Origin of the sequence: Catenulispora pinisilvae, assembly GCF_015356865.1 — a bacterium.
Lineage (GTDB): Bacteria > Actinomycetota > Actinomycetes > Streptomycetales > Catenulisporaceae > Catenulispora > Catenulispora pinisilvae.
The window spans coordinates 21,744-39,149 of record NZ_JAAFZA010000020.1 but is presented as its reverse complement, the minus strand read 5'-3'; the positions used below and the strand labels follow the sequence as shown (position 1 = coordinate 39,149).

The window sequence follows — 17,406 nt, the reverse complement described above, 5'->3', positions numbered from 1 at the left end:
GCGCCACCTCTTGAGTAGCCCCCACTTGAGCAGTCACCACTGGAACAGCCTCAGCCATCCGACCCGGGCTCCCGTTGCGCCAGCAACTCCCGCCGAGCCGTCCTGTCCGCCCGCCGGAAACCGTGGAAGTGGCCCGGGTGGTACAGGTGCGAGCGGGTGCCGTGGGCGCCGAGCGCCGGGCCGATCAGGAACAGGGTGTGCTTCCAGAGCTTGCGCGCCTTCACCGTCTCTTCGAGGTCTGCGATGGTGCAGTACGCCAGCTCCTCGTCCTCCCAGGTGGCGCGGTAGGCGACGATCACCGGGGTGTCGGGGGCGTAGCCGCCGTCCAGGAGTTCGGCGGCGAGTTGGCCGGAGCGGGCCGCCGACAGGAAGACGGCCATAGTGGTGCCGTGGGTGGCGAAGGCGCGGACCGATTCCTTCTCGGGCATGGGGGTCTTGCCGCCGCCGAGGCGGGTGAGGATGACCGACTGCGCGACTTCGGGGATGGTCAGTTCGCGCTGGGCGATGGCGGCGACCGCGGAGAAGGCCGAGACGCCGGGCACGATCTCCGTCTCCAGTCCCAGTTCGCGGCAGCGCTCCAGCTGTTCCTGGACCGCGCCCCACAGCGCCGGGTCGCCGGAGTGGATGCGGGCGACGCGCAGATCCGAGGCGAGGGCGCGTTCGTAGATCGCGATCACGCCCTCCATCGGCAGCGCCGCGGAGTCGACGATCTCGGCGTCGGGCCGCGCGTGCTCCAGCACCGCCTCCTGCACCAGGCTGGAGGCCCAGATCAGCACGTCGGCCCCGGCGATCGCCCGGGCCCCGCGCAGCGTGATCAGGTCGGCCGCGCCCGGGCCGGCCCCGATGAACGTGACCTTCGCCGTCACAGCGCTCCCCCTCGTTCGCGCCGCCGCGCGGTGGTGATGACAGTGGACAGATACGGCGCCGCGCCGAGCGTGTCAGGATCCAGATCCACGACCGGGCCCACTACTTCGTCCGGCAGTCCCAACGCGGCACCGAAGACGGTCTCCGGCCGGCGGCCGGCCTTGTCGACGGCCGCCAGCATCTCCGGCAGGAATCGCCCGCCCTTGTAAGCGACGACCGTGTCGAACGAGTCCAAGGCCCGCTCGTAGGCGTCCAGGCCGGCGGTCATCGGGAACAGCGCCAGGACTTCGCGGCCCTCGGCCAGGACGGTCCCGGAGCGAGCGGCGAGGTCTTGCATGGCCGTGATGCCGGGCACCGTCTCGACCGCGACCGACGGCATCAGCTCTCGAACAGTCTGCGCGAGGTAGCTGAAGGTCGAGTAGATGTTCGGGTCGCCGATGGTGGCGAAGGCGATGCGCTCGGCGCCGTCTTCGAACGCTGCGACGACCGCGCGTGCCGCCTCGTCCCAGGCGCTGAGGCGTTCGGCGGTGCGTCCGCCGCGATCGGACAACGCGAACGGGATCGCCCGGATCGTGTCGCCGTCGAGGTGCGCACGCACCGTCGCCTCGGCCCGCCCCGGCCCTTCGGGACCGTCGGCGAGTACGGGCACGAACACGACGTCGGCAGCCCGCAATACCCGGACGGCCTTCACCGTCACCAGATCCGGGTCGCCGGGACCGACGCCGACCCCGGTGAGCAGGCGTGCCGACAAGGCGGAATCAGGGTTTGTCATCACACCACCCCGCAGCTCTCGACCAGCCTCCGGGCGATCGACGGCGCACCGGCCCAGTGCAGGTGCAGATAGGAGGCATGGATCCGGGTCCCCGCGAAGCCCTCGGTGACCGCTCCCCCGTTCCGGCGCCAGTGCCACGCCGGAGGCGAACCGGCCGAGGGGCTGACCGCGGTCCGGTGGAACTCGTGCCCTGACACCCGCGTGCCGGCGGCGGCCAGCACCGACTCCGAAGCGGCCACAGCGTGCCGGTAGCCCAGCGTCAGGCGGTCGGTCATGACGGCCTCGGCGTCCACGACCCCGCACATCGGCAGGCCGTCCAGGCTCTTGCCGAGATACAGCAGTCCGGCGCACTCAGCGGCGATCGCGCCGCCGAGGCGCCCGAAGCGGGACACCTCTTCGCGCAACGCCTCGTTGGCGGCCAGCTCAGGGGCGTAGACCTCGGGGAAGCCGCCGCCGAGCACCAATCCGCCGACGCCCTCGGGCAGCGCCTCGTCGTGCAGCGGGTCGAACGGGCAGACCTCGGCGCCGGCGGCGGCGAGCAGTTCGGCGTTCTCGGCGTACGAGAAAGTGAATGCGGGCCCTGAGGCGACGGCGATGCGCGGCCGGGGTCCGCAGCCTCGGCCGACCTCCTCGGCGGGATCCCAGGCGGTGACGGCGAGCGGCGGGGCCGAGCGGGCCAGCCGGTAGACCTCGTCGAGCTGGACGCTGGTGTCGAGCAGCCCGCCCAGGGCTTCGACGGCGTCCACCGCCTCGGCGCGGCGCTCGGCGACCGGGACCAGGCCCAGGTGCCGCGAGGGGGCCGAGACCGCGGCCTCGCGCCGCAACGCGCCCAGGACCGGCAGGCCCAGCTCGTCCAGGGCGTCCGTCAGGATACTGCGATGGGTCTCGGACCCGACCCGGTTCAGGATCACGCCGGCGAGGCGCACCTCGGGGTCGAACGCGCGGAAACCGTGCACCAGCGCGGCGATCGAGCGGCCCTGGGCCGCGGCGTCCACGACGAACAGCACCGGCGCCTGGAGCAGCTTGGCGACCTGGGCCGTGGAAGCCAGTTCGCCTTCCCCGGTGGCGCCGTCGTACAAGCCCATGACGCCCTCGACCACCGCGATGTCGGCACCGGCCGCGCCGTGCGCGAACAGCGGCGCGACCCGCTCGGTGCCGACCAGGTAGGGGTCCAGGTTGCGGCCGACGCGGCCGGCGGCCAGGCCGTGGTAGCCGGGGTCGATGTAGTCCGGCCCGACCTTGAACGGGGCCACGGTGAAGCCGCGGCTGGTCAGGGCCCTGATGATGCCGGTGGCGACCGTGGTCTTGCCGTGCCCGGAGGCCGGGGCGGCGACCACGATCCGGGGGACGGTCAGGGGCGACGAGGTCACCACTCGATGCCCTTCTGGCCCTTCTGCCCGGCGTCCATCGGGTGCTTGATCTTGGTCATCTCGGTCACCAGGTCGGCGGCCTCCAGCAGGGCCGGGGCGGCGTCGCGGCCGGTGATGACGACATGCTGGGCGCCGGGGCGGTCGGCGAGGGTCTGTACCACGTCCTGGACGTCGACCCAGCCCCACTTCATCGGGTAGGTGAACTCGTCGAGCACGTAGAGGCGGTAGGTCTCGGCGGCGAGGTCCTGCTTGATCCGCTCCCAGCCGGCGCGGGCGTTGTCGGCCTGTCGTTCGGGATCGGTGTGCAGGTCACGCGCTGTGTTCGATTGTGGGGGGCGACCCCCATTCCCCCGAAGCCAGGACCAGCCCTCGCCCATCTTGTACCAGTCGACCGAGCCGCCGCTGCCGGTGCGCTCGTGCAGTTCGCCGAGGGCCTTGAGCGCCGACTCCTCGCCGATGCGCCACTTCGCCGACTTGACGAACTGGAACACGCCGATCGGCCAGCCCTGGTTCCAGCCGCGCAGGGCCAGGCCGAAGGCGGCGGTCGACTTCCCCTTGCCGGGGCCGGTGTGCACGATCGTCAGCGGCCGGTTGCGGCGCTGGCGGGTGGTGAGGCCGTCGTCGGGGACGTACTCGGGTTGGCCCTGGGGCATCAGGCGGCCCTCCGGTCGGAACGGGGACGATTGCTGTGGACGGCCGCGGTGAGCGCGTCGGCGGCGAGATCGCTGAGCGGCAGGTGGTCGGCGTCGAGATCGGCCGCGAGGCGGGCGGCCAGGCCCAGGCGGACCGGGCCGGATTCGCAGTCGACGACGATGGCGCCGCCGGCCAGGGAAGCCACGGCCCGGTGCAGGTGGGCCGCGGCCCGGCGGGTGTCGGCGAGCGGGTCCTTCGAATGCGAGGCCTGCGTGGCGCGGCCGTCGGTGATGATGAGCACCAGCGGACGCCGGTTCGGGTCGCGCATGCGCTCGACGCGCAGGACGTCGGCGGCTTGCAGGAGGCCGGCGGACAGCGGCGTGCGGCCGCCGGTCGGAAGCGAGGTGAGGCGGGCGGCGCCGGCGTCGACGGACCAGGTCGGCGGGAGCGCGACCTCGGCGTCGCGGCCTCGGAACGTGACCAGGCCGACCTTGTCGCGGCGTTGGTAGGCGTCGAGCAGGAGCGAGAGGATCGCGCCCTTGACGGCGGCCATCCGCTGGCGCGCGGCCATGGAGCCGGAGGCGTCCACTACGAACAGGACGAGATTGCCTTCGCGGCCCTCGCGAATCGGCTCGCGGAGGTCTTCGGAGCGAAGCCGGAGCGCGCCCTGGCTGCGGCCTCGGGCGATCTGCTGGGGCGCGGCGGCGTGGACGGTCGCGATGAGGTGGAGGCCGTGGGTGCCGGGGCGGGCGCCGACCGAGCGGCCGCCGGTGGCCCGGGCGCGGGAGCGGCGGCCTTCGGCGCCGGTGCCGACGCCGGAGACCTGTAACAGGCGGGCTTTGAAGGGCTCGCTCGGGGTCGCGGGCCCTTGCTCGGTGGACGAGCCCGACACGCGCTTGTGCTGGGTTGAGGGTTCTTCGGCCGAGGATTCTTGGGCCGAGGAGTCTTGGGCCGACGCCTCGGCTTCCACCTGAGACGGGGCCTCGCCTCCGGAGTCGCCACCGCTCGGCTGGTTCGGAGCATCACCGCCACCGGAGCCCGGACCCGGATCAGGGTCCTCATCCCCGTCGTCCATGGCCTCGTCCAACCGCTCCTCGTCCAGCCCCGGCGCGTCGAACGGATGCCGCCGACGCCGATGCGGCAACGCCAGCATCACCGCCTGCCGCACATCCTCGGCGATCACCTCGCCGCGCCCAGCCCACGCGGCCAGCGCCGTGGCCGCGCGCGCCGTCACCAGGTCCGCGCGCATCCCGTCGACCTCGAACGCGGCGCAGATGCGGGTGATCCGCAGCAGCTCGGCCTCGGGCAGCGTCACAGACGGCAGCAGCGCGCGGGCGGTCTCGATCCGGGCCGCGGTCTCCTTGTCCGCCTGCTGCCAGGCCGCGGCGAAGCGCTCGGGGTCGGCCTCGTAGGCCAGCCGGCGGCGCACCACCTCGGCGCGTTCGGCGGGGTCGCGGCTGGCGCGGACCTCGACCGTGAGGCCGAAGCGGTCCAGCAGCTGCGGGCGCAGTTCGCCCTCTTCCGGGTTCATGGTGCCGACCAGCAGGAAGCGGGCCGCGTGCCGGACCGAGACGCCTTCGCGCTCGACGTGCGCCACACCCATCGCGGCGGCGTCGAGCAGGAGGTCCACGAGGTGGTCGTGCAGGAGGTTGACCTCGTCCACGTAGAGCAGGCCGCGGTGGGCGGCGGCCAGCAGGCCCGGTTCGTAGGCGGCGACGCCGGAGGCCAGGACCTGCTCCAGGTCCAGCGAGCCGACCAGGCGGTCCTCGGTCGCGCCGACCGGGAGTTCGACCAGGCGGGCCGGGTGGGAGTGGACGGCGGTGGGGCCCGGGGAGTGCGGCCCGTCGGGGCAGGCCGGGTCCGGGGCGGCCGGGTCGCAGGAGAAGCGGCAGCCGGGGACCACGCTGATCTGGGGCAGGACCGCGGCCAGGGCGCGCACGATCGTCGACTTCGCGGTGCCCTTCTCGCCGCGCACGAGCACACCGCCGACGGCCGGGGACACGGCGTTGAGCAGCAAAGCCAGCCGCAGATCGTCGAGTCCGACGACAGCGGAGAACGGGTACGGCGGCACGCCGGATCAGCTCCTCACGGGTATCCACGCCCGACAGGTCTCACTCATGCGTACACGCCGCGGGGGCGGCGTGCCGGGGCCGGCCGTAGTCTCCTGACTCTCAGATCCGCGCGCCTGCCCGGCCTTCCCAGAACACTGACGTCCCAGTGGCATCTCAAGCGGGAGGCACTCCCTGATCACAGTGGCGGGACCGTTCCGGATTCGCACCGGATTCCTGGCGGCCGTCCCGCGTGCAGCATCCCGCAGCGATCACCGGGCGTCAAACCGCGCGAGTCTGGCGCCCGGTGGCAGGATGTCCCGATGTATCCGTCAATGGAACAATGAGCGATCGTCAGCGCGGACCACGTGTCCTGGGCGAATACGAGTTGGACGGCGGCGCGTTCGCGACAGCGCGGACTGTGGTGCGGGGTGAGCAACGCGACACAGCCGCCTCGGAGTCGCGAACGCGAACGCTCGGGCGTCCCGGCACCTTGTGGCGCGCTGTCCTGCACCGGATCAAGACGTCGTGACTACAGCACTGCACCGGACTACGGCACTACACCTGACTGCGGCACTACACCCGACTGCGGCGCTACAAGCCTGACTACCGCACTACAGCGGAGGCCCGTCCCCTGGGTCCTCCTGATACGAGTACCGCTGTTCCCTCCACGGATCCCCGACGTTGTGGTAGCCGCGCTCCTCCCAGAACCCGCGCCGGTCCACCGTCAGATACTCGATCCCGCGCACCCACTTGGGGCCCTTCCACGCGTACAGGTGCGGCACGATCAGCCGCAGCGGGAAGCCGTGCTCGGGGGTGAGCGGGACATCGTCGTGGTGGGTGGCGAACAGAGTGTCGTCGTGCAGCAGGTCCTCAAGGCGCAGGTTCGAGCTGTAGCCGTACTCCGCCCAGACCGTGACGTGGGTCGCGTCCGGGGCCGGGGGCGCGAGTTCGAGGACGGTGCGGCCGGCGACGCCGCGCCAGGGGGCGTCCAGCATCGTGAACTTGGTGACGCAGTGGAAGTCGGCGGTCACCTCGACGGTGGGCAGCGCGCTGAACTCGTCGTGGAACCAGATCGCCTCCTGACCGTCGGCGGTCGCGCCGGTGACCCGGAAGTCCCAGGTCGCGGGCTTGAAACGGGGCACCGGGCCGTAGTGCAGCACCGGCCACTCGCCGCGCTGCATGCGTTGGCCAGGGGGGAGCCGGCCGTCCGACAAAGCTGTCTCACCTTCTGTGTCCACCCCTGATCCCGGCTGCCCCATGGGGACCATGGTCCCAGATGTGGCGCACGGCACGTTCGCCGGGGACTTGGCAGCCGCCGGTTGGGTAGCTTAGGCTCCCCTAAGTCCTGCATGAATTGCCCGCAGCGAACCCGTTGACTCCCGGAGCCCCGCTTGTACGCCTGCATATGCCACGCGGTCACCACCGCCGAGGTGGATGTCGCCGTCGCGCTGGGCGCGAAGTCGGTCAAGCAAGTGCGCAAGGCGACCGGCGCCGGCGCCGGGTGCGGGACCTGCGTGAAGCGGCTGAGCTGCCTGCTGGCCGCGGCCCGGGTCGCCGACTCCGCACCGCCGGAAGCGATGCCGGAGGCCGAGCGGCTGCCGGTTCCGGCGGCGGGGACGCTCGTGCAGCACGCGCCGCACTGCCCGGCCGCGGTCCCCGCGCTGGGCTAGCTGTCTGAGCTAGCTGTTTGGGCTGGTTGTCTGGTGCCAGCTGTTGGTGCTGGCTGTTTGGGCTGGTGCCGGGGCTAGCTGTCTGAGCTAGCTGTCCTGTCCGGCCAGTGTGGCGCGCCCCGGCGCGCACTCCCCGTTCGGCGCAATCCGCGCTCACGCCGTTACCTCCCCGGGTCGCCGCTCTGGCAATATCGAACGCCATGCAGGGTGACAAGGACATCATCGCGTTCCTGAACGAGCAGCTGACCGCCGAGCTCACGGCCATCAACCAGTACTGGCTGCACTACAAGCTGCAGGACAACCGCGGCTGGAAGAAACTCGCCGAGTACACCCGCAGCGAGTCCATCGACGAGATGAAGCACGCGGACAAGCTGGCCGAGCGCATCATCTTCCTGGAGGGGCTGCCCAACTTCCAGAAGCTGTTCCCGCTGGAGATCGGCCAGAGCGTCACCGAGATGTTCAACGCCGACATGAAGATCGAGGTCGCGGCGGTGGAGCGGCTGCGGAACGGGATCAAGCTGATGCGCGAGCGGGGGGACGTCACGTCGGCGAACCTGTTCGAGGAGATCCTGGCCGACGAGGAACACCACATCGACTACCTCGAGACGCAGCTGGACCTGATCGGGCAGATGGGGGAGCCGCTCTACGTGGCGCAGCTGGTGGAGCAGCCGGAGTCCTGAAGGACTTCTGCATAGATCTGCATACAGCGGAGCCCCGCGAGCTGAGGGACAAACCCTGAGACGGTCTCGGGGTCGACCCTGATGCGCGGCCGGCGAGCGGCGTGTGACCATGGCTGCCATGGTCCGACCGCCTTCCCCGCCGGCCGGCGTGCCGCGCCGCGACTCCGGCCCGCTGCTGGTGGCCGCCGGCGTCGTGGTCGTGCTGGCCCTGGACGGCCCCAGCCTGGACGACCAGGTACGGGTCCTGATACCGCTGGCGGCCGTGCTCGGCGGACTGGCGCTGCTGCTGCGCGAGCTGGCCGCCGAGCGCCGCGCGCCGTGGCTGGGCACACTGGACGCGCCGCCGCGCCACGGCCCGGACCTGCGCACGCTGATCGGCGTCCTGGCCGTCGCGGGCGCGCTGGTACGGCTGCTGAACAACGGCGCGGCGCTGGCCGAGGAGACCAGCGCGGTGGTCGCGGCGCTGGCCCTGTTCGCCGGGGCGGTGCTGATCGCGATGCCGTATCTGCTGCGGGTGATCCGCGAGTTGGCGGCCGAGCGTGCCGAGCGGGTGCGGGCGCAGCAGTTCGCCGAAGTCGCGGCGCATATGCATGATTCGGTTCTGCACACGCTCGCGCTCATCCAGCGTGCCGATCCGGCCGAGGCGCGGGGATTGGCGCGGGCACAGGAGCGCGAGCTGCGGGCTTGGCTGTACGACCGGCGGGGGCGCGTGGTCGATGCGCAGCCGACAAGCCTGGTCGCGGCGATTCAGGCGATCGCGGCGGAGGTCGAGGACCGGCATCGGGTGCGGATCGAGGTCGTCGCGGTCGGTGACGCGGAGCTCGACGCCGGGTTGGCGGCATGTGTGGCGGCGGCGCGGGAGGCCCTGGTCAACGCCGCGAAGTATGCCGGGGACGGGCCGATCTCGGTGTTCGCGGAGGTCGAGGCGGGGACACGCCGGGTCGAGGTGTTCGTGCGGGATCGGGGGCCGGGCTTCGAGCTCGACTTGGTGGGGGCGGATCGGATGGGGATTCGGGAGTCGATTGTCGGGCGGATGGCGCGCCATGGTGGCCGGGCCGAGGTGCGGACGGCGCCGGGGGCCGGGACCGAGGTCCGGTTGGAGATGCCCGGTGGCTGATTCCGCACAGAACACGCCAGGGGCAGCTGGCTCGGGCGCGGCGAGCTCAGGCGCAACAAGCTCGGGCGCGGCCGGCACGAGCCCAGCAGGCTCAAGTCCGGCAAGCGCCGGATCAGGCAGCTCAGGCGCGACCGACACAAGCGCTCCAGACTCAAGCCCGGCGAGTCCTGCAATCCCAGCAAGTTCGGCGCCGGCCGAATCAGCCGCAGCCGAACTTGCTGGGATTGGTTCGGCGCCAGCCGACTCAGCCGCGGCCGATAACGCGGCGCCGGGCCCCATCACCATCGTCCTCGTCGACGACCACCAGATGTTCCGCGCCGGAGTCCGTACCGAGCTCCGGCACGCCGCCGAGGCCGCCGGTCTTTCGATCGACATCGTCGGCGAGGCGGATGACACTGAGCGGGCCGTAGCCGTCATCGCGGCGGCCCGGCCACAGGTGGTGCTGCTCGACGTGCATCTGCCCGGAGGCGGCGGTGTGGCGGTGCTGGAGCGGTCGCTGCCGGTCGTGCCGGAGGCGCGCTTCCTCGCGCTGTCCGTCTCGGACGCCGCCGAGGACGTCATCGCCGTCATCCGGGCCGGCGCGCGCGGCTACGTCACCAAGTCCATCAGCGGCGCGGAGTTGGCCGATGCGGTGCGGCGGGTGGCCGAGGGCGACGCGTTCTTCTCGCCCCGCCTCGCCGGCTTCGTGCTCGACGCGTTCTCCGGTGGCGGTGCCGCGACCCGCGACGAGGAGTTGGACCGCCTGACCCCGCGCGAGCGGGAAGTGCTGCGGTTCATCGCGCGCGGCTACGCCTACAAGGAAGTCGCCCGCGAGTTGGTCATCTCGATCAAGACCGTCGAGACCCATGTGTCCTCGGTGCTGCGCAAACTGCAACTGTCCAACCGCCGGGAGCTCTCCCGTTGGGCGAGCGACCGGCGATTGGCCTGACCCGAGAACAAAGCCGAGACTAGAACTTCAGCGTGCCGGGCCCGGTGATGACGATCGCCTGGCTGAGGAAGGCCTGCGTCCCGTTGCACGGCTGCCCCGGCGTCGGCTTGTCGACCTCGTCGAGGGCGATCGTCAGCGTGAACGAGCCGTCAGCGCCCTTATACGAGCCGGTCCCGGAGCCCGTCACGACCGGGACCTGTTGCGTCACCGCGAAGTTGCCGGAGCAGGTCGCCGGGTCGGTCGGGAACCGGCTGGCCATCGCGGCGACGAAGGCCTTGTCGATCGAGGCGATGTCGAGGCGGAACGTGCCGTGCGTCAGCTTCAGCTCCAGCTGGCTGTTGTGCTCGGGGTTGACCGTGCCGTCCGGGTTGACGCTGACGGCCTGGCCGTAGTCGGCGACCGCGCCGGTGACGATCACCTGCTGGGTGGGGCCGTCGTCGGGGCTGTAGGCGGTGAGGTGGGCGGCGCTGGCCGGTGCCGAGGCGGGCTTCGCCGAGGCGCTGGCGGCCGAGCAGCCGAGGATGGTCAGGCCGGCCAGAGTCACGGCCGCGGTGGTGCTGGCGAACAGCTTCTTTGTCATGCCCACCAATGTGTCGGCGGCGCGGCGCCCGCGGATCGGGGACGGACCCTGGTCTTGCCCTGATCGAACCCTGATGACCCGAGCCGGTCCTCAGGCGGCCGGAACACCGAGCGTCAGGTAGGCGAAGCCGATCACGCCGTGCGTGCCCCGCAGCCAGATCGACAGATGGTCGTCGAGTTTCTTGCGGAGCTCGGCGGCCTCGGGATGCCCGGGATTGTCGAGGAGCCACTCCTCGACGTCGGCGGCGTATCCGGACTCGAACTCCTCCCACTCCCCCCGCGTCGCGGTCTCGACGCGCAGCGGACGCAAGCCCGCGTCCACCGCCGCCGCCACGAGATCCGCGAGGTACACGCACTCCTCGATCGTCGTCCCCGGCCACATCGCGGCCAGCTCCGCATCGGTCGGCGTGCGCTCCCAGAACTCGGCGGCGAACAACAGCCGTCCGCTGGGACGCACCCGGGCCCGCAACGCCTCCAGCGCCGCCGGGATGGTCCCGAAGGCCTGGTACGCGCCGCTGCTGACGACGAGGTCCGCCGGCTCGGTGTGGTCGGCGGCGGAGCCCTCGACGAACGTGGCCCGCTCGGCCAGCCCGCGCTCGGCCGCCAGCGCCCGGCCGCGCACGATGTCGGCGCCGTGGATGTCGATGCCGGTGCCGTGGGCCCCGGGCGCGGATGCCAGCAGCCGCAACAGGAATTCGCCCCATCCGGAGCCGTAGTCGACGATCGTGGCCGGCTTGCGGGCCGTCAGGTCCGCGACCAGCCGGTCGGCGCGTTCGGCGGACAGCGGACCGTGGAAGACGAGGTTGGAAGCGGTGCCGAGCTTGGGCGGTGTGGGTGCGGTCATAAGCATCAAGGGGTAGCAGAGATCACTACCGCGAAGCGATCAGTTTTCACCGTACGCAGAGCAAAGCCGCCGTACGCAGAACAGAACCGCCGTACGGGCAAAAGAAAAACGCTGTGCCGCCCGAAGCCGGGCAGCACAGCGCGCAGAGCCGAGCTACTTGGCGGCCTTCTTAGCAGCCGCCGGCTTCTTCTCGTCGTCGCCGTTGCCGGCGCCGTCCGCCTCGACCTGGCTGGCCGGCACGAACTCGGCGGCCGGGCCGGTGCCGGTCTTGTGGAAGCGCAGCGCCTCCCACAGCGGGCCGGGGATGACGTGTATGCCGTAGTGCGCGCGGTGGTGGTTCGCGCACAGCACCTCGAGGTTACCCGGGGACTCCGCCCACTTCTGGAAGTCCTCGTCGGTCTCGAAGTGCAGCCCCAGGGCCTGCATGATCTTCTTCTCGTCGACCTGGTTGATCTGCGAGAACTCCACGTGCGTGTGGTGCAGTTCCGGGTCGCCGTCGCACAGGTCGTCGTCGATGATGCACTTCCACATGCCCTGGCGCTTCAGCCGCGCCTTGGCCTGCTCGAAGAGGTGGTAGTGCGGGTCGTCCTCGCGCGGGGAGTGCTCGGGGACGTGAGTCAGGATGTGGACGGTGAGCATCTGGTCGTGCTCAAGGGTCTTGCCCGTGCCCTTGGACACCGTCGGGTGGGTCGGGGAACCGCTCTGGACCGGCTCGTGCGCGTGCGTGGCGGCGCGGGGAGCGGGCACGGCAGCGGCGGCGGTCTTCTTGGCCGCGGGCGCCGCCTTGGCGGCCTCGTGCTCGCCGGCGGCCGCCTTCTTCGCAGGGGCCTTCTTGGCGGGCGCCTTCGTTCCCCCCTCAGCCTCCTGAGCGCGGCGATGCGCTTCCTCCGGGCCGACTTCCTCGTCGGAACTGAACAGCTTGCTCATCCAGCCCATCGGGCTTCTCCCCACCATGCTGACTCGCTAGCGACAACCGCTTAATCGGGGCCGACCCTAGCCCCTCTCAGGGGATTGCATCAAGACGGAGGAAACCACGTCGGCGGCGGTGTCACAGTCCTGAGCCGACACGTCCAAGTGCGTCACGATCCGCAGCAGTTTCGGACCGAACGCGGAGATCCGCACGCCCTTGGCGAAACATTCCTTTGCCACCGCCGGGGCGTCGTCGGCGTCGAGGAGCACGATGTTGGTCTCCGGGTCGCGCACCGAGGCCCCGGCCGACCGCAGCGCCGCCGCGATCCGCGCGGCGTTCTCATGGTCCTGCGACAGGCGCTCCAGGTTGTGGTCGAGCGCGTATTGGGCGCCGGCGGCCAGGATTCCGGCCTGCCGCATCGATCCGCCGAGCCGGCGGCGCAGCGAGCGCGCCTCCTCGGAGCGGCCGGGCGGGAGCAACACCAGCGACCCGGCCGGGGCGCCGAGGCCCTTGGACATGCAGACCGCCATCGTGTGCGCGATCGCGCCGTACTCCCGCAACGGGACGCCGGTGGCCGCGTACGCGTTCCAGATGCGCGCGCCGTCCAGGTGTAGTCCGAGACCGAAGGAGTCAGCCAGTGCCCTGATTTCCCGCAGCGTCTCGATGGGATATACGGCGCCGCCGCCGCGGTTGTGGGTGTTCTCCACCTCCAGCGCGCGGGTACCAACCGTGTATCGGTCGCCGACGCGGATCAGCGCGGCGAGGCCGGCCGGGTCCAGGAGCCCGCGCACGGAGGGCAGGGTGCGGGTCTGGATCCCGGCGTGCGCGGCCAGACCGCCGTTCTCGTGGGCGACGATGTGCGCGTCGGCGTCGCAGATCAGTTCCTCGCCCGGGCCGACCTGTAGCCGGATCCCGATGTGGTTGGCCATGATCCCGGTCGGGACGAAGACGGCGTCCTGGAACCCGAACCGGGCCGCGACGTCCTCCTCCAGCCGCCGGACGGTCGGGTCCTCGCCGTACTGGTCGTCCCCGACCTCCGCGGCCGCGATCGCCTCCCGCATCGGCTGGGAGGGCTTGGTGACGGTGTCGCTGCGCAGGTCGATCGGGTACTCGAAGTCAAGGTTGGCCATAACCCCGAAACGTATCGCGCAATGTTTAGAGCGACCGAGGATTGGTGGCCGGGCGGGCTGAGCGACATTGGAAAACCAGCGTCGGAGCTCCGAGCCTGGCCGCACCGGTCCCTTGCCGCGCTGCGCTTGCAAGCCGCATGCCCACGACGCTCGTGCCGATTTGCGCGCAGGCGCGGGCCGGGTCGAGGGCATGCGTCCGGCACGCCCAGCCACCAGCGGCGAAGCCGCCAAAGACACGAGCCCCGCCGAGTTTTCCGTGCGCTGCGGCGGCTGCGCCGCCTCGCCAGACCGGCCACCAATCCTCGGTCGCTCTTACCCGCGCCCTGCCGCACTCCCGGCCCGGACAGACCGGGACGGGAGCGATGAAGGGTCGGTCTCAGTGCCCCGCGCGCAGCATCTCCGCGACGAGGAACGCCAGGTCCAGCGACTGGCTGCGGTTCAGCCGGGGGTCGCACAGCGTCTCGTAGCGCTGGTGCAGGGCCTCGAAGTGGATCTCCTCGCCGCCGCCGACGCACTCGGTGACGTCCTCGCCGGTGAGTTCGACGTGGATGCCGCCGGGGTGCGAGCCGAGCGCGTGGTGCACCTCGAAGAAACCCTTGACCTCGTCCAGCACGTCGTCGAAGCGCCGGGTCTTGTGGCCCGAGGGCGCCTCGAAGGTGTTGCCGTGCATCGGGTCGCAGATCCAGGCCACCTGGTGGCCCTCGCCGCGCACCTTCTCCACCAGCGCCGGCAGCTTCTCCCGCACTTGGCCCGCGCCCATGCGAACGATGAACGACAGCCGGCCGGGCTCGCGGTCCGGGTCCAGCCGGTCCAGGTAGGCCAGCGCGTCGTCCGGGCTGGTCGTCGGGCCCAGCTTGATGCCGATCGGGTTGCTGATCCGGCTGAAGTACTCGACGTGCGCGCCGGACAGGTCGCGGGTGCGCTCGCCGATCCAGATGTAGTGGCCGCTGGTCGCGTAGGGGTTGCCGGTGCGCGAGTCGATGCGGGTCAGCGCCGACTCGTAGGGGAGCACCAGGCCCTCGTGCGCGGCGTAGAACTCGACGGTGCGCAGTTCCTCGGGGTCGGTCCCGCACGCGCGCATGAACTGCAACGCGCGGTCGATCTCCCCGGCCAGCACCTCGTAGCGCTCGCCGGAGGGCGATCCGGCCACGAAGTCCTGGTTCCAGGCGTGGACCTGCCGCATGTCGGCGTAGCCGCCGGTGGTGAACGCCCGGACCAGGTTCAGCGTGGAGGCGCTGGCCTGGTACATCCGCAGCAGGCGCTTGGGGTCGGGGGTGCGGGCCTCGGGGGTGAAGTCGAAGCCGTTGATCGAGTCGCCCCGGTAGGCCGGCAGGGTGATGCCGTCGCGGGTCTCGGTTCCCTTGGAGCGCGGCTTGGAGTACTGGCCGGCGATCCGCCCGACCTTCACCACCGGCAGCGAGGCCGCGTAGGTGAGGACGACGGCCATCTGGAGCAGCGTCTTGAGCTTGGCGCGGATCGCGTCGGCGGTGACCCCGGCGAAGGTCTCGGCGCAGTCGCCGCCGGTGAGCAGGAACGCCTCACCCCGGGCGACCTCGGCGATGCGGGCCTTGAGCAGATCGGCCTCGCCGGCGAAGACCAGCGGCGGATAGGAGCGGAGCTCGGAGACGGCGGCGGCCAGCTCGGCGGCGTCCGGCCACTCCGGCTGCTGGCCCGCGGGAAGCGCGGACCACGTGTCTTCGACGGACCCGGCACCGGCCGGATTCCTGACAACTTCGCTCATTGAGCCAGGGTACGCGAAGCTTCGAGGGGTTCCGTGGACGCGTCCAGTGCTTGGGACCCGGGCGTCCGAGCTGCGGATACCGTGGCGGTGCCGGGGATGAGGGTGCTGGTGGGGTAGGCGAGACAGATGGGAAGTCGCTAGTCCAACCACCCAGGGCGGGCCAGCCCCGACTCGTAGGCCAGCACCACCAACTGGGCCCGGTCCCGGGCCCCGAGCTTCACCATGCTCCGGCTGACGTGCGTCTTGGCCGTCAGCGGGCTCAGCACCAGCCGGTCGGCGATCTCCTCGTTGCTCAGCCCGGCCGCGACCAGCGCCAGCACCTCCCGCTCCCGCTCGGTCAGGGCCTTGATCTGCTCGGCCGCCGGGTTGGGGCCGGTGCGCTTGCTGCGGACCGCGAACTCCTCGATCAGGCGGCGGGTCACGCTGGGGGCCAGCAGGGCCTCGCCGTCAGCGACCGCGCGCAGGCCGCGGAGCAGGTCCGCGGGTTCGGTGTCCTTCAGCAGGAAGCCGCTGGCGCCGGCCCGGATCGCCTCGAAGACGTACTCGTCGAGCTCGAAGGTGGTCAGGATCAGGATGCGGACGCCGGACAGGCGCTCGTCCGCGGTGATCATCCGGGTGGCCTCCAGGCCGTCGGTGCCGGGCATCCGGATGTCCATCAGGATCACGTCCGGGGCCACCTCCCCGGCCAGCCGGTAGGCCTCGGCACCGTTGGTGGCCTCCCCGGCCACCTCGATCCCGTCCTGTACCTCCAGCAGCGCCCGGAAGCCGGCGCGCACCAGCGCCTGGTCGTCGGCGAGCAGGACCCTGATCATGGCTGTTCCCCATCGGTGTGATCGGTGTCGTTGGCGTCGTTGGCGTCGTTGGCGTCGTTGGCGTCGTTGGCGGCGGGCGTGGACGATGCGGACGGCGCCGGAAACGGGATGTGGGCATCGACGCGGAACCCACCGCCCGGCTGCGGTCCGGCAGTAAGCGTCCCACCGAACGCGGTCGCCCGCTCCCGCATCCCCGGCAGCCCGTTCCCGCCGGTCACGGCCTCCCCCAGCGGGCACCCGCGGCCGTCGTCGGTGATCCGCAGGTGCAGTCCGTCGGAGCACTCCACCAGGATCGCCGCGCGCCCGGCTTCAGCGTGCCGCACCACGTTCGTCAACGACTCCTGCACGATCCGGTACCCGGCCTGGCTCACCGCCAGCGGCACCTTCTCCAGGTCCCCCACCACGCTCAGCGCCACCTTCAGCCCGGCCGCCTCGGCCAGCTCCACCAGGTGTTCCAATCGCCCCAGGTCGGGGGCCGGGTCGCGGGGGGCCGCGCCGTCGCCGCGCAGCACGGTCAGCACCGAGCGGACCTCGCCGAGCGCGGACCGGCTGGCGTCCTTGATCGCGGACAGCGCGATCCGGGCCTGCTCGGGGCGGCGGTCCATGACCTCCAGCGCGACGTTGGCCTGCACCGCTATCAGCGAGATCGAGTGCGCCAGCACGTCGTGCAGTTCGCGGGCGATCTGCAGCCGCTCCTCGCTGGCCTGCCGCCGCGACTCCTCCTCGTGCGCCTTGACCTCCTGGTCGCGGGCCCTTTGCACCTCCAGCCCGCGCTGGCGCAGCAGGCGGAACAGCTCGGCCAGCATCAGCAGCGCCAGCAGCCAGCCGGCGGTGAACAGGATCTCGCTGGGGCTGCTGCGCAGCTGGCCCTTCGCACTGTGCGTCGGCACGAAGATCATCCCGATCGCGAACGCCAACGAGCCGGCCCACACCTCGCGGCGGTAGCCGGTGCCGCCGATGACGATCACCGCGAGCAGGGCGTTCAGGAAGATCGGACCGTAGGCGTAGCCCATGAGGAGGTAGAGCAGGGTCGCGCCGAGGCAGACCGCCATCGCGATCCGCGGGGCCCGCCGCCGGTGGTGCAACGCGACGGGGCCGGCGACGACCAGGACCCAGCCGAACCAGTCCAGCGGCCGGACCCCGTACTCGACTTGCTGGTGGCCGGTGTTGTGCCAGTGACCGTAGGCGCCCCAGGTCCCGACGACGTCGAACACCAGCAGGATCAGCGGCAGCACGACAGTCGAGCGTTCGATCCACAGCCAGGCCAGCCAGGGTCGCGAGGTCGGCTGCGGCTGTTCGGTCATG

General features: G+C 71.5%; 17 protein-coding genes and 1 riboswitch. Of the genes, 4 read left to right on the top strand and 13 right to left on the bottom strand.

From position 1 onward, the window contains the following. Positions 1 to 50: 50 nt before the first annotated feature. The 6 genes from cobM to IZR01_RS08155 all read right to left on the bottom strand — a co-directional run bounded on the left by cobM (position 51) and on the right by IZR01_RS08155 (position 6,949). Positions 51 to 866: a precorrin-4 C(11)-methyltransferase gene (gene cobM, locus IZR01_RS08180; protein ID WP_194923464.1), complete on the bottom strand. Its 816-nt coding sequence runs from the start codon at positions 864 to 866 to the stop codon at positions 51 to 53. Next, on the bottom strand, positions 863 to 1,636 hold the full coding sequence (gene cobI, locus IZR01_RS08175) for a precorrin-2 C(20)-methyltransferase (RefSeq protein ID WP_194923463.1): 774 nt from the start codon (positions 1,634 to 1,636) through the stop codon (positions 863 to 865). The genes cobM and cobI overlap by 4 nt, the downstream gene beginning before the upstream one ends. Further along, positions 1,636 to 3,006, bottom strand: coding sequence for a cobyrinic acid a,c-diamide synthase CobB (locus IZR01_RS08170; protein WP_194923462.1), 1,371 nt, complete (start codon positions 3,004 to 3,006; stop codon positions 1,636 to 1,638). The genes cobI and IZR01_RS08170 overlap by 1 nt, the downstream gene beginning before the upstream one ends. Further along, positions 3,003 to 3,659 (bottom strand): cob(I)yrinic acid a,c-diamide adenosyltransferase, encoded by a 657-nt coding sequence (gene cobO / locus IZR01_RS08165; protein ID WP_194923461.1) that lies wholly within the window; start codon positions 3,657 to 3,659, stop codon positions 3,003 to 3,005. The genes IZR01_RS08170 and cobO overlap by 4 nt, the downstream gene beginning before the upstream one ends. Beyond that, a complete protein-coding gene (locus IZR01_RS08160) occupies positions 3,659 to 5,710 on the bottom strand; it encodes a putative cobaltochelatase (RefSeq protein WP_194923460.1) in 2,052 nt (683 codons plus the stop codon). The genes cobO and IZR01_RS08160 overlap by 1 nt, the downstream gene beginning before the upstream one ends. A gap of 88 nt (positions 5,711 to 5,798) precedes the next feature. Further along, a riboswitch (cobalamin riboswitch) is annotated at positions 5,799 to 5,925 on the bottom strand. 376 nt (positions 5,926 to 6,301) lie between these two features. After that, a complete protein-coding gene (locus tag IZR01_RS08155; RefSeq protein WP_369125455.1) occupies positions 6,302 to 6,949 on the bottom strand; it encodes a sulfite oxidase-like oxidoreductase in 648 nt (215 codons plus the stop codon). Between the two features lie 132 nt (positions 6,950 to 7,081). Between IZR01_RS08155 and IZR01_RS08150 the strand changes: the two genes are divergently transcribed. The 4 genes from IZR01_RS08150 (at position 7,082) to IZR01_RS08135 (ending at position 10,085) form a co-directional block, all read left to right on the top strand. Continuing rightward, positions 7,082 to 7,360: a (2Fe-2S)-binding protein gene (locus IZR01_RS08150; protein ID WP_194899926.1), complete on the top strand. Its 279-nt coding sequence runs from the start codon at positions 7,082 to 7,084 to the stop codon at positions 7,358 to 7,360. A 200-nt stretch (positions 7,361 to 7,560) separates the two neighbouring features. Further along, positions 7,561 to 8,040 (top strand): bacterioferritin, encoded by a 480-nt coding sequence (gene bfr / locus IZR01_RS08145; protein WP_194923459.1) that lies wholly within the window; start codon positions 7,561 to 7,563, stop codon positions 8,038 to 8,040. A gap of 118 nt (positions 8,041 to 8,158) precedes the next feature. Continuing rightward, positions 8,159 to 9,157, top strand: a complete 999-nt coding sequence (locus IZR01_RS08140) for a sensor histidine kinase (protein ID WP_228559040.1) — start codon at positions 8,159 to 8,161, stop codon at positions 9,155 to 9,157. Between the two features lie 223 nt (positions 9,158 to 9,380). After that, a complete protein-coding gene (locus IZR01_RS08135) occupies positions 9,381 to 10,085 on the top strand; it encodes a LuxR C-terminal-related transcriptional regulator (protein WP_323746947.1) in 705 nt (234 codons plus the stop codon). A 19-nt stretch (positions 10,086 to 10,104) separates the two neighbouring features. On the opposite strand, the gene IZR01_RS08130 is transcribed toward IZR01_RS08135, so the two are convergent. From IZR01_RS08130 to IZR01_RS08100, 7 genes are all read right to left on the bottom strand, one after another. After that, positions 10,105 to 10,665, bottom strand: a complete 561-nt coding sequence (locus IZR01_RS08130) for a hypothetical protein (protein WP_194899492.1) — start codon at positions 10,663 to 10,665, stop codon at positions 10,105 to 10,107. A 90-nt stretch (positions 10,666 to 10,755) separates the two neighbouring features. After that, complete coding sequence (locus IZR01_RS08125) at positions 10,756 to 11,508, bottom strand: SAM-dependent methyltransferase (protein WP_194923457.1); 753 nt, start codon at positions 11,506 to 11,508, stop codon at positions 10,756 to 10,758. A gap of 153 nt (positions 11,509 to 11,661) precedes the next feature. Further along, complete coding sequence (locus tag IZR01_RS08120; protein ID WP_194899494.1) at positions 11,662 to 12,435, bottom strand: hypothetical protein; 774 nt, start codon at positions 12,433 to 12,435, stop codon at positions 11,662 to 11,664. Positions 12,436 to 12,501: 66 nt separating this feature from the next. After that, positions 12,502 to 13,548, bottom strand: coding sequence for a threonine aldolase family protein (locus IZR01_RS08115; RefSeq protein ID WP_194923456.1), 1,047 nt, complete (start codon positions 13,546 to 13,548; stop codon positions 12,502 to 12,504). A gap of 376 nt (positions 13,549 to 13,924) precedes the next feature. After that, positions 13,925 to 15,289: a class II 3-deoxy-7-phosphoheptulonate synthase gene (locus IZR01_RS08110; protein WP_194923455.1), complete on the bottom strand. Its 1,365-nt coding sequence runs from the start codon at positions 15,287 to 15,289 to the stop codon at positions 13,925 to 13,927. A 137-nt stretch (positions 15,290 to 15,426) separates the two neighbouring features. Continuing rightward, a complete protein-coding gene (locus IZR01_RS08105) occupies positions 15,427 to 16,101 on the bottom strand; it encodes a response regulator (protein ID WP_194895884.1) in 675 nt (224 codons plus the stop codon). Next, on the bottom strand, positions 16,098 to 17,405 hold the full coding sequence (locus tag IZR01_RS08100; protein WP_194923454.1) for a sensor histidine kinase: 1,308 nt from the start codon (positions 17,403 to 17,405) through the stop codon (positions 16,098 to 16,100). The genes IZR01_RS08105 and IZR01_RS08100 overlap by 4 nt, the downstream gene beginning before the upstream one ends. Position 17,406: the final 1 nt, after the last annotated feature.

Coding starts and splice junctions, on each gene's coding strand:
- bfr (WP_194923459.1), top strand. CDS start 7,561: ATGCAGGGTGACAAGGACATCATCGCGTTCCTGAACGAGCAGCTGACC.
- IZR01_RS08105 (WP_194895884.1), bottom strand. CDS start 16,101: ATGATCAGGGTCCTGCTCGCCGACGACCAGGCGCTGGTGCGCGCCGGC.
- IZR01_RS08125 (WP_194923457.1), bottom strand. CDS start 11,508: ATGACCGCACCCACACCGCCCAAGCTCGGCACCGCTTCCAACCTCGTC.
- cobI (WP_194923463.1), bottom strand. CDS start 1,636: ATGACAAACCCTGATTCCGCCTTGTCGGCACGCCTGCTCACCGGGGTC.
- IZR01_RS08130 (WP_194899492.1), bottom strand. CDS start 10,665: ATGACAAAGAAGCTGTTCGCCAGCACCACCGCGGCCGTGACTCTGGCC.
- IZR01_RS08120 (WP_194899494.1), bottom strand. CDS start 12,435: ATGAGCAAGCTGTTCAGTTCCGACGAGGAAGTCGGCCCGGAGGAAGCG.
- IZR01_RS08100 (WP_194923454.1), bottom strand. CDS start 17,405: ATGACCGAACAGCCGCAGCCGACCTCGCGACCCTGGCTGGCCTGGCTG.
- IZR01_RS08140 (WP_228559040.1), top strand. CDS start 8,159: ATGGTCCGACCGCCTTCCCCGCCGGCCGGCGTGCCGCGCCGCGACTCC.
- IZR01_RS08155 (WP_369125455.1), bottom strand. CDS start 6,949: ATGGGGCAGCCGGGATCAGGGGTGGACACAGAAGGTGAGACAGCTTTG.
- IZR01_RS08110 (WP_194923455.1), bottom strand. CDS start 15,289: ATGAGCGAAGTTGTCAGGAATCCGGCCGGTGCCGGGTCCGTCGAAGAC.
- IZR01_RS08115 (WP_194923456.1), bottom strand. CDS start 13,548: ATGGCCAACCTTGACTTCGAGTACCCGATCGACCTGCGCAGCGACACC.
- cobO (WP_194923461.1), bottom strand. CDS start 3,659: ATGCCCCAGGGCCAACCCGAGTACGTCCCCGACGACGGCCTCACCACC.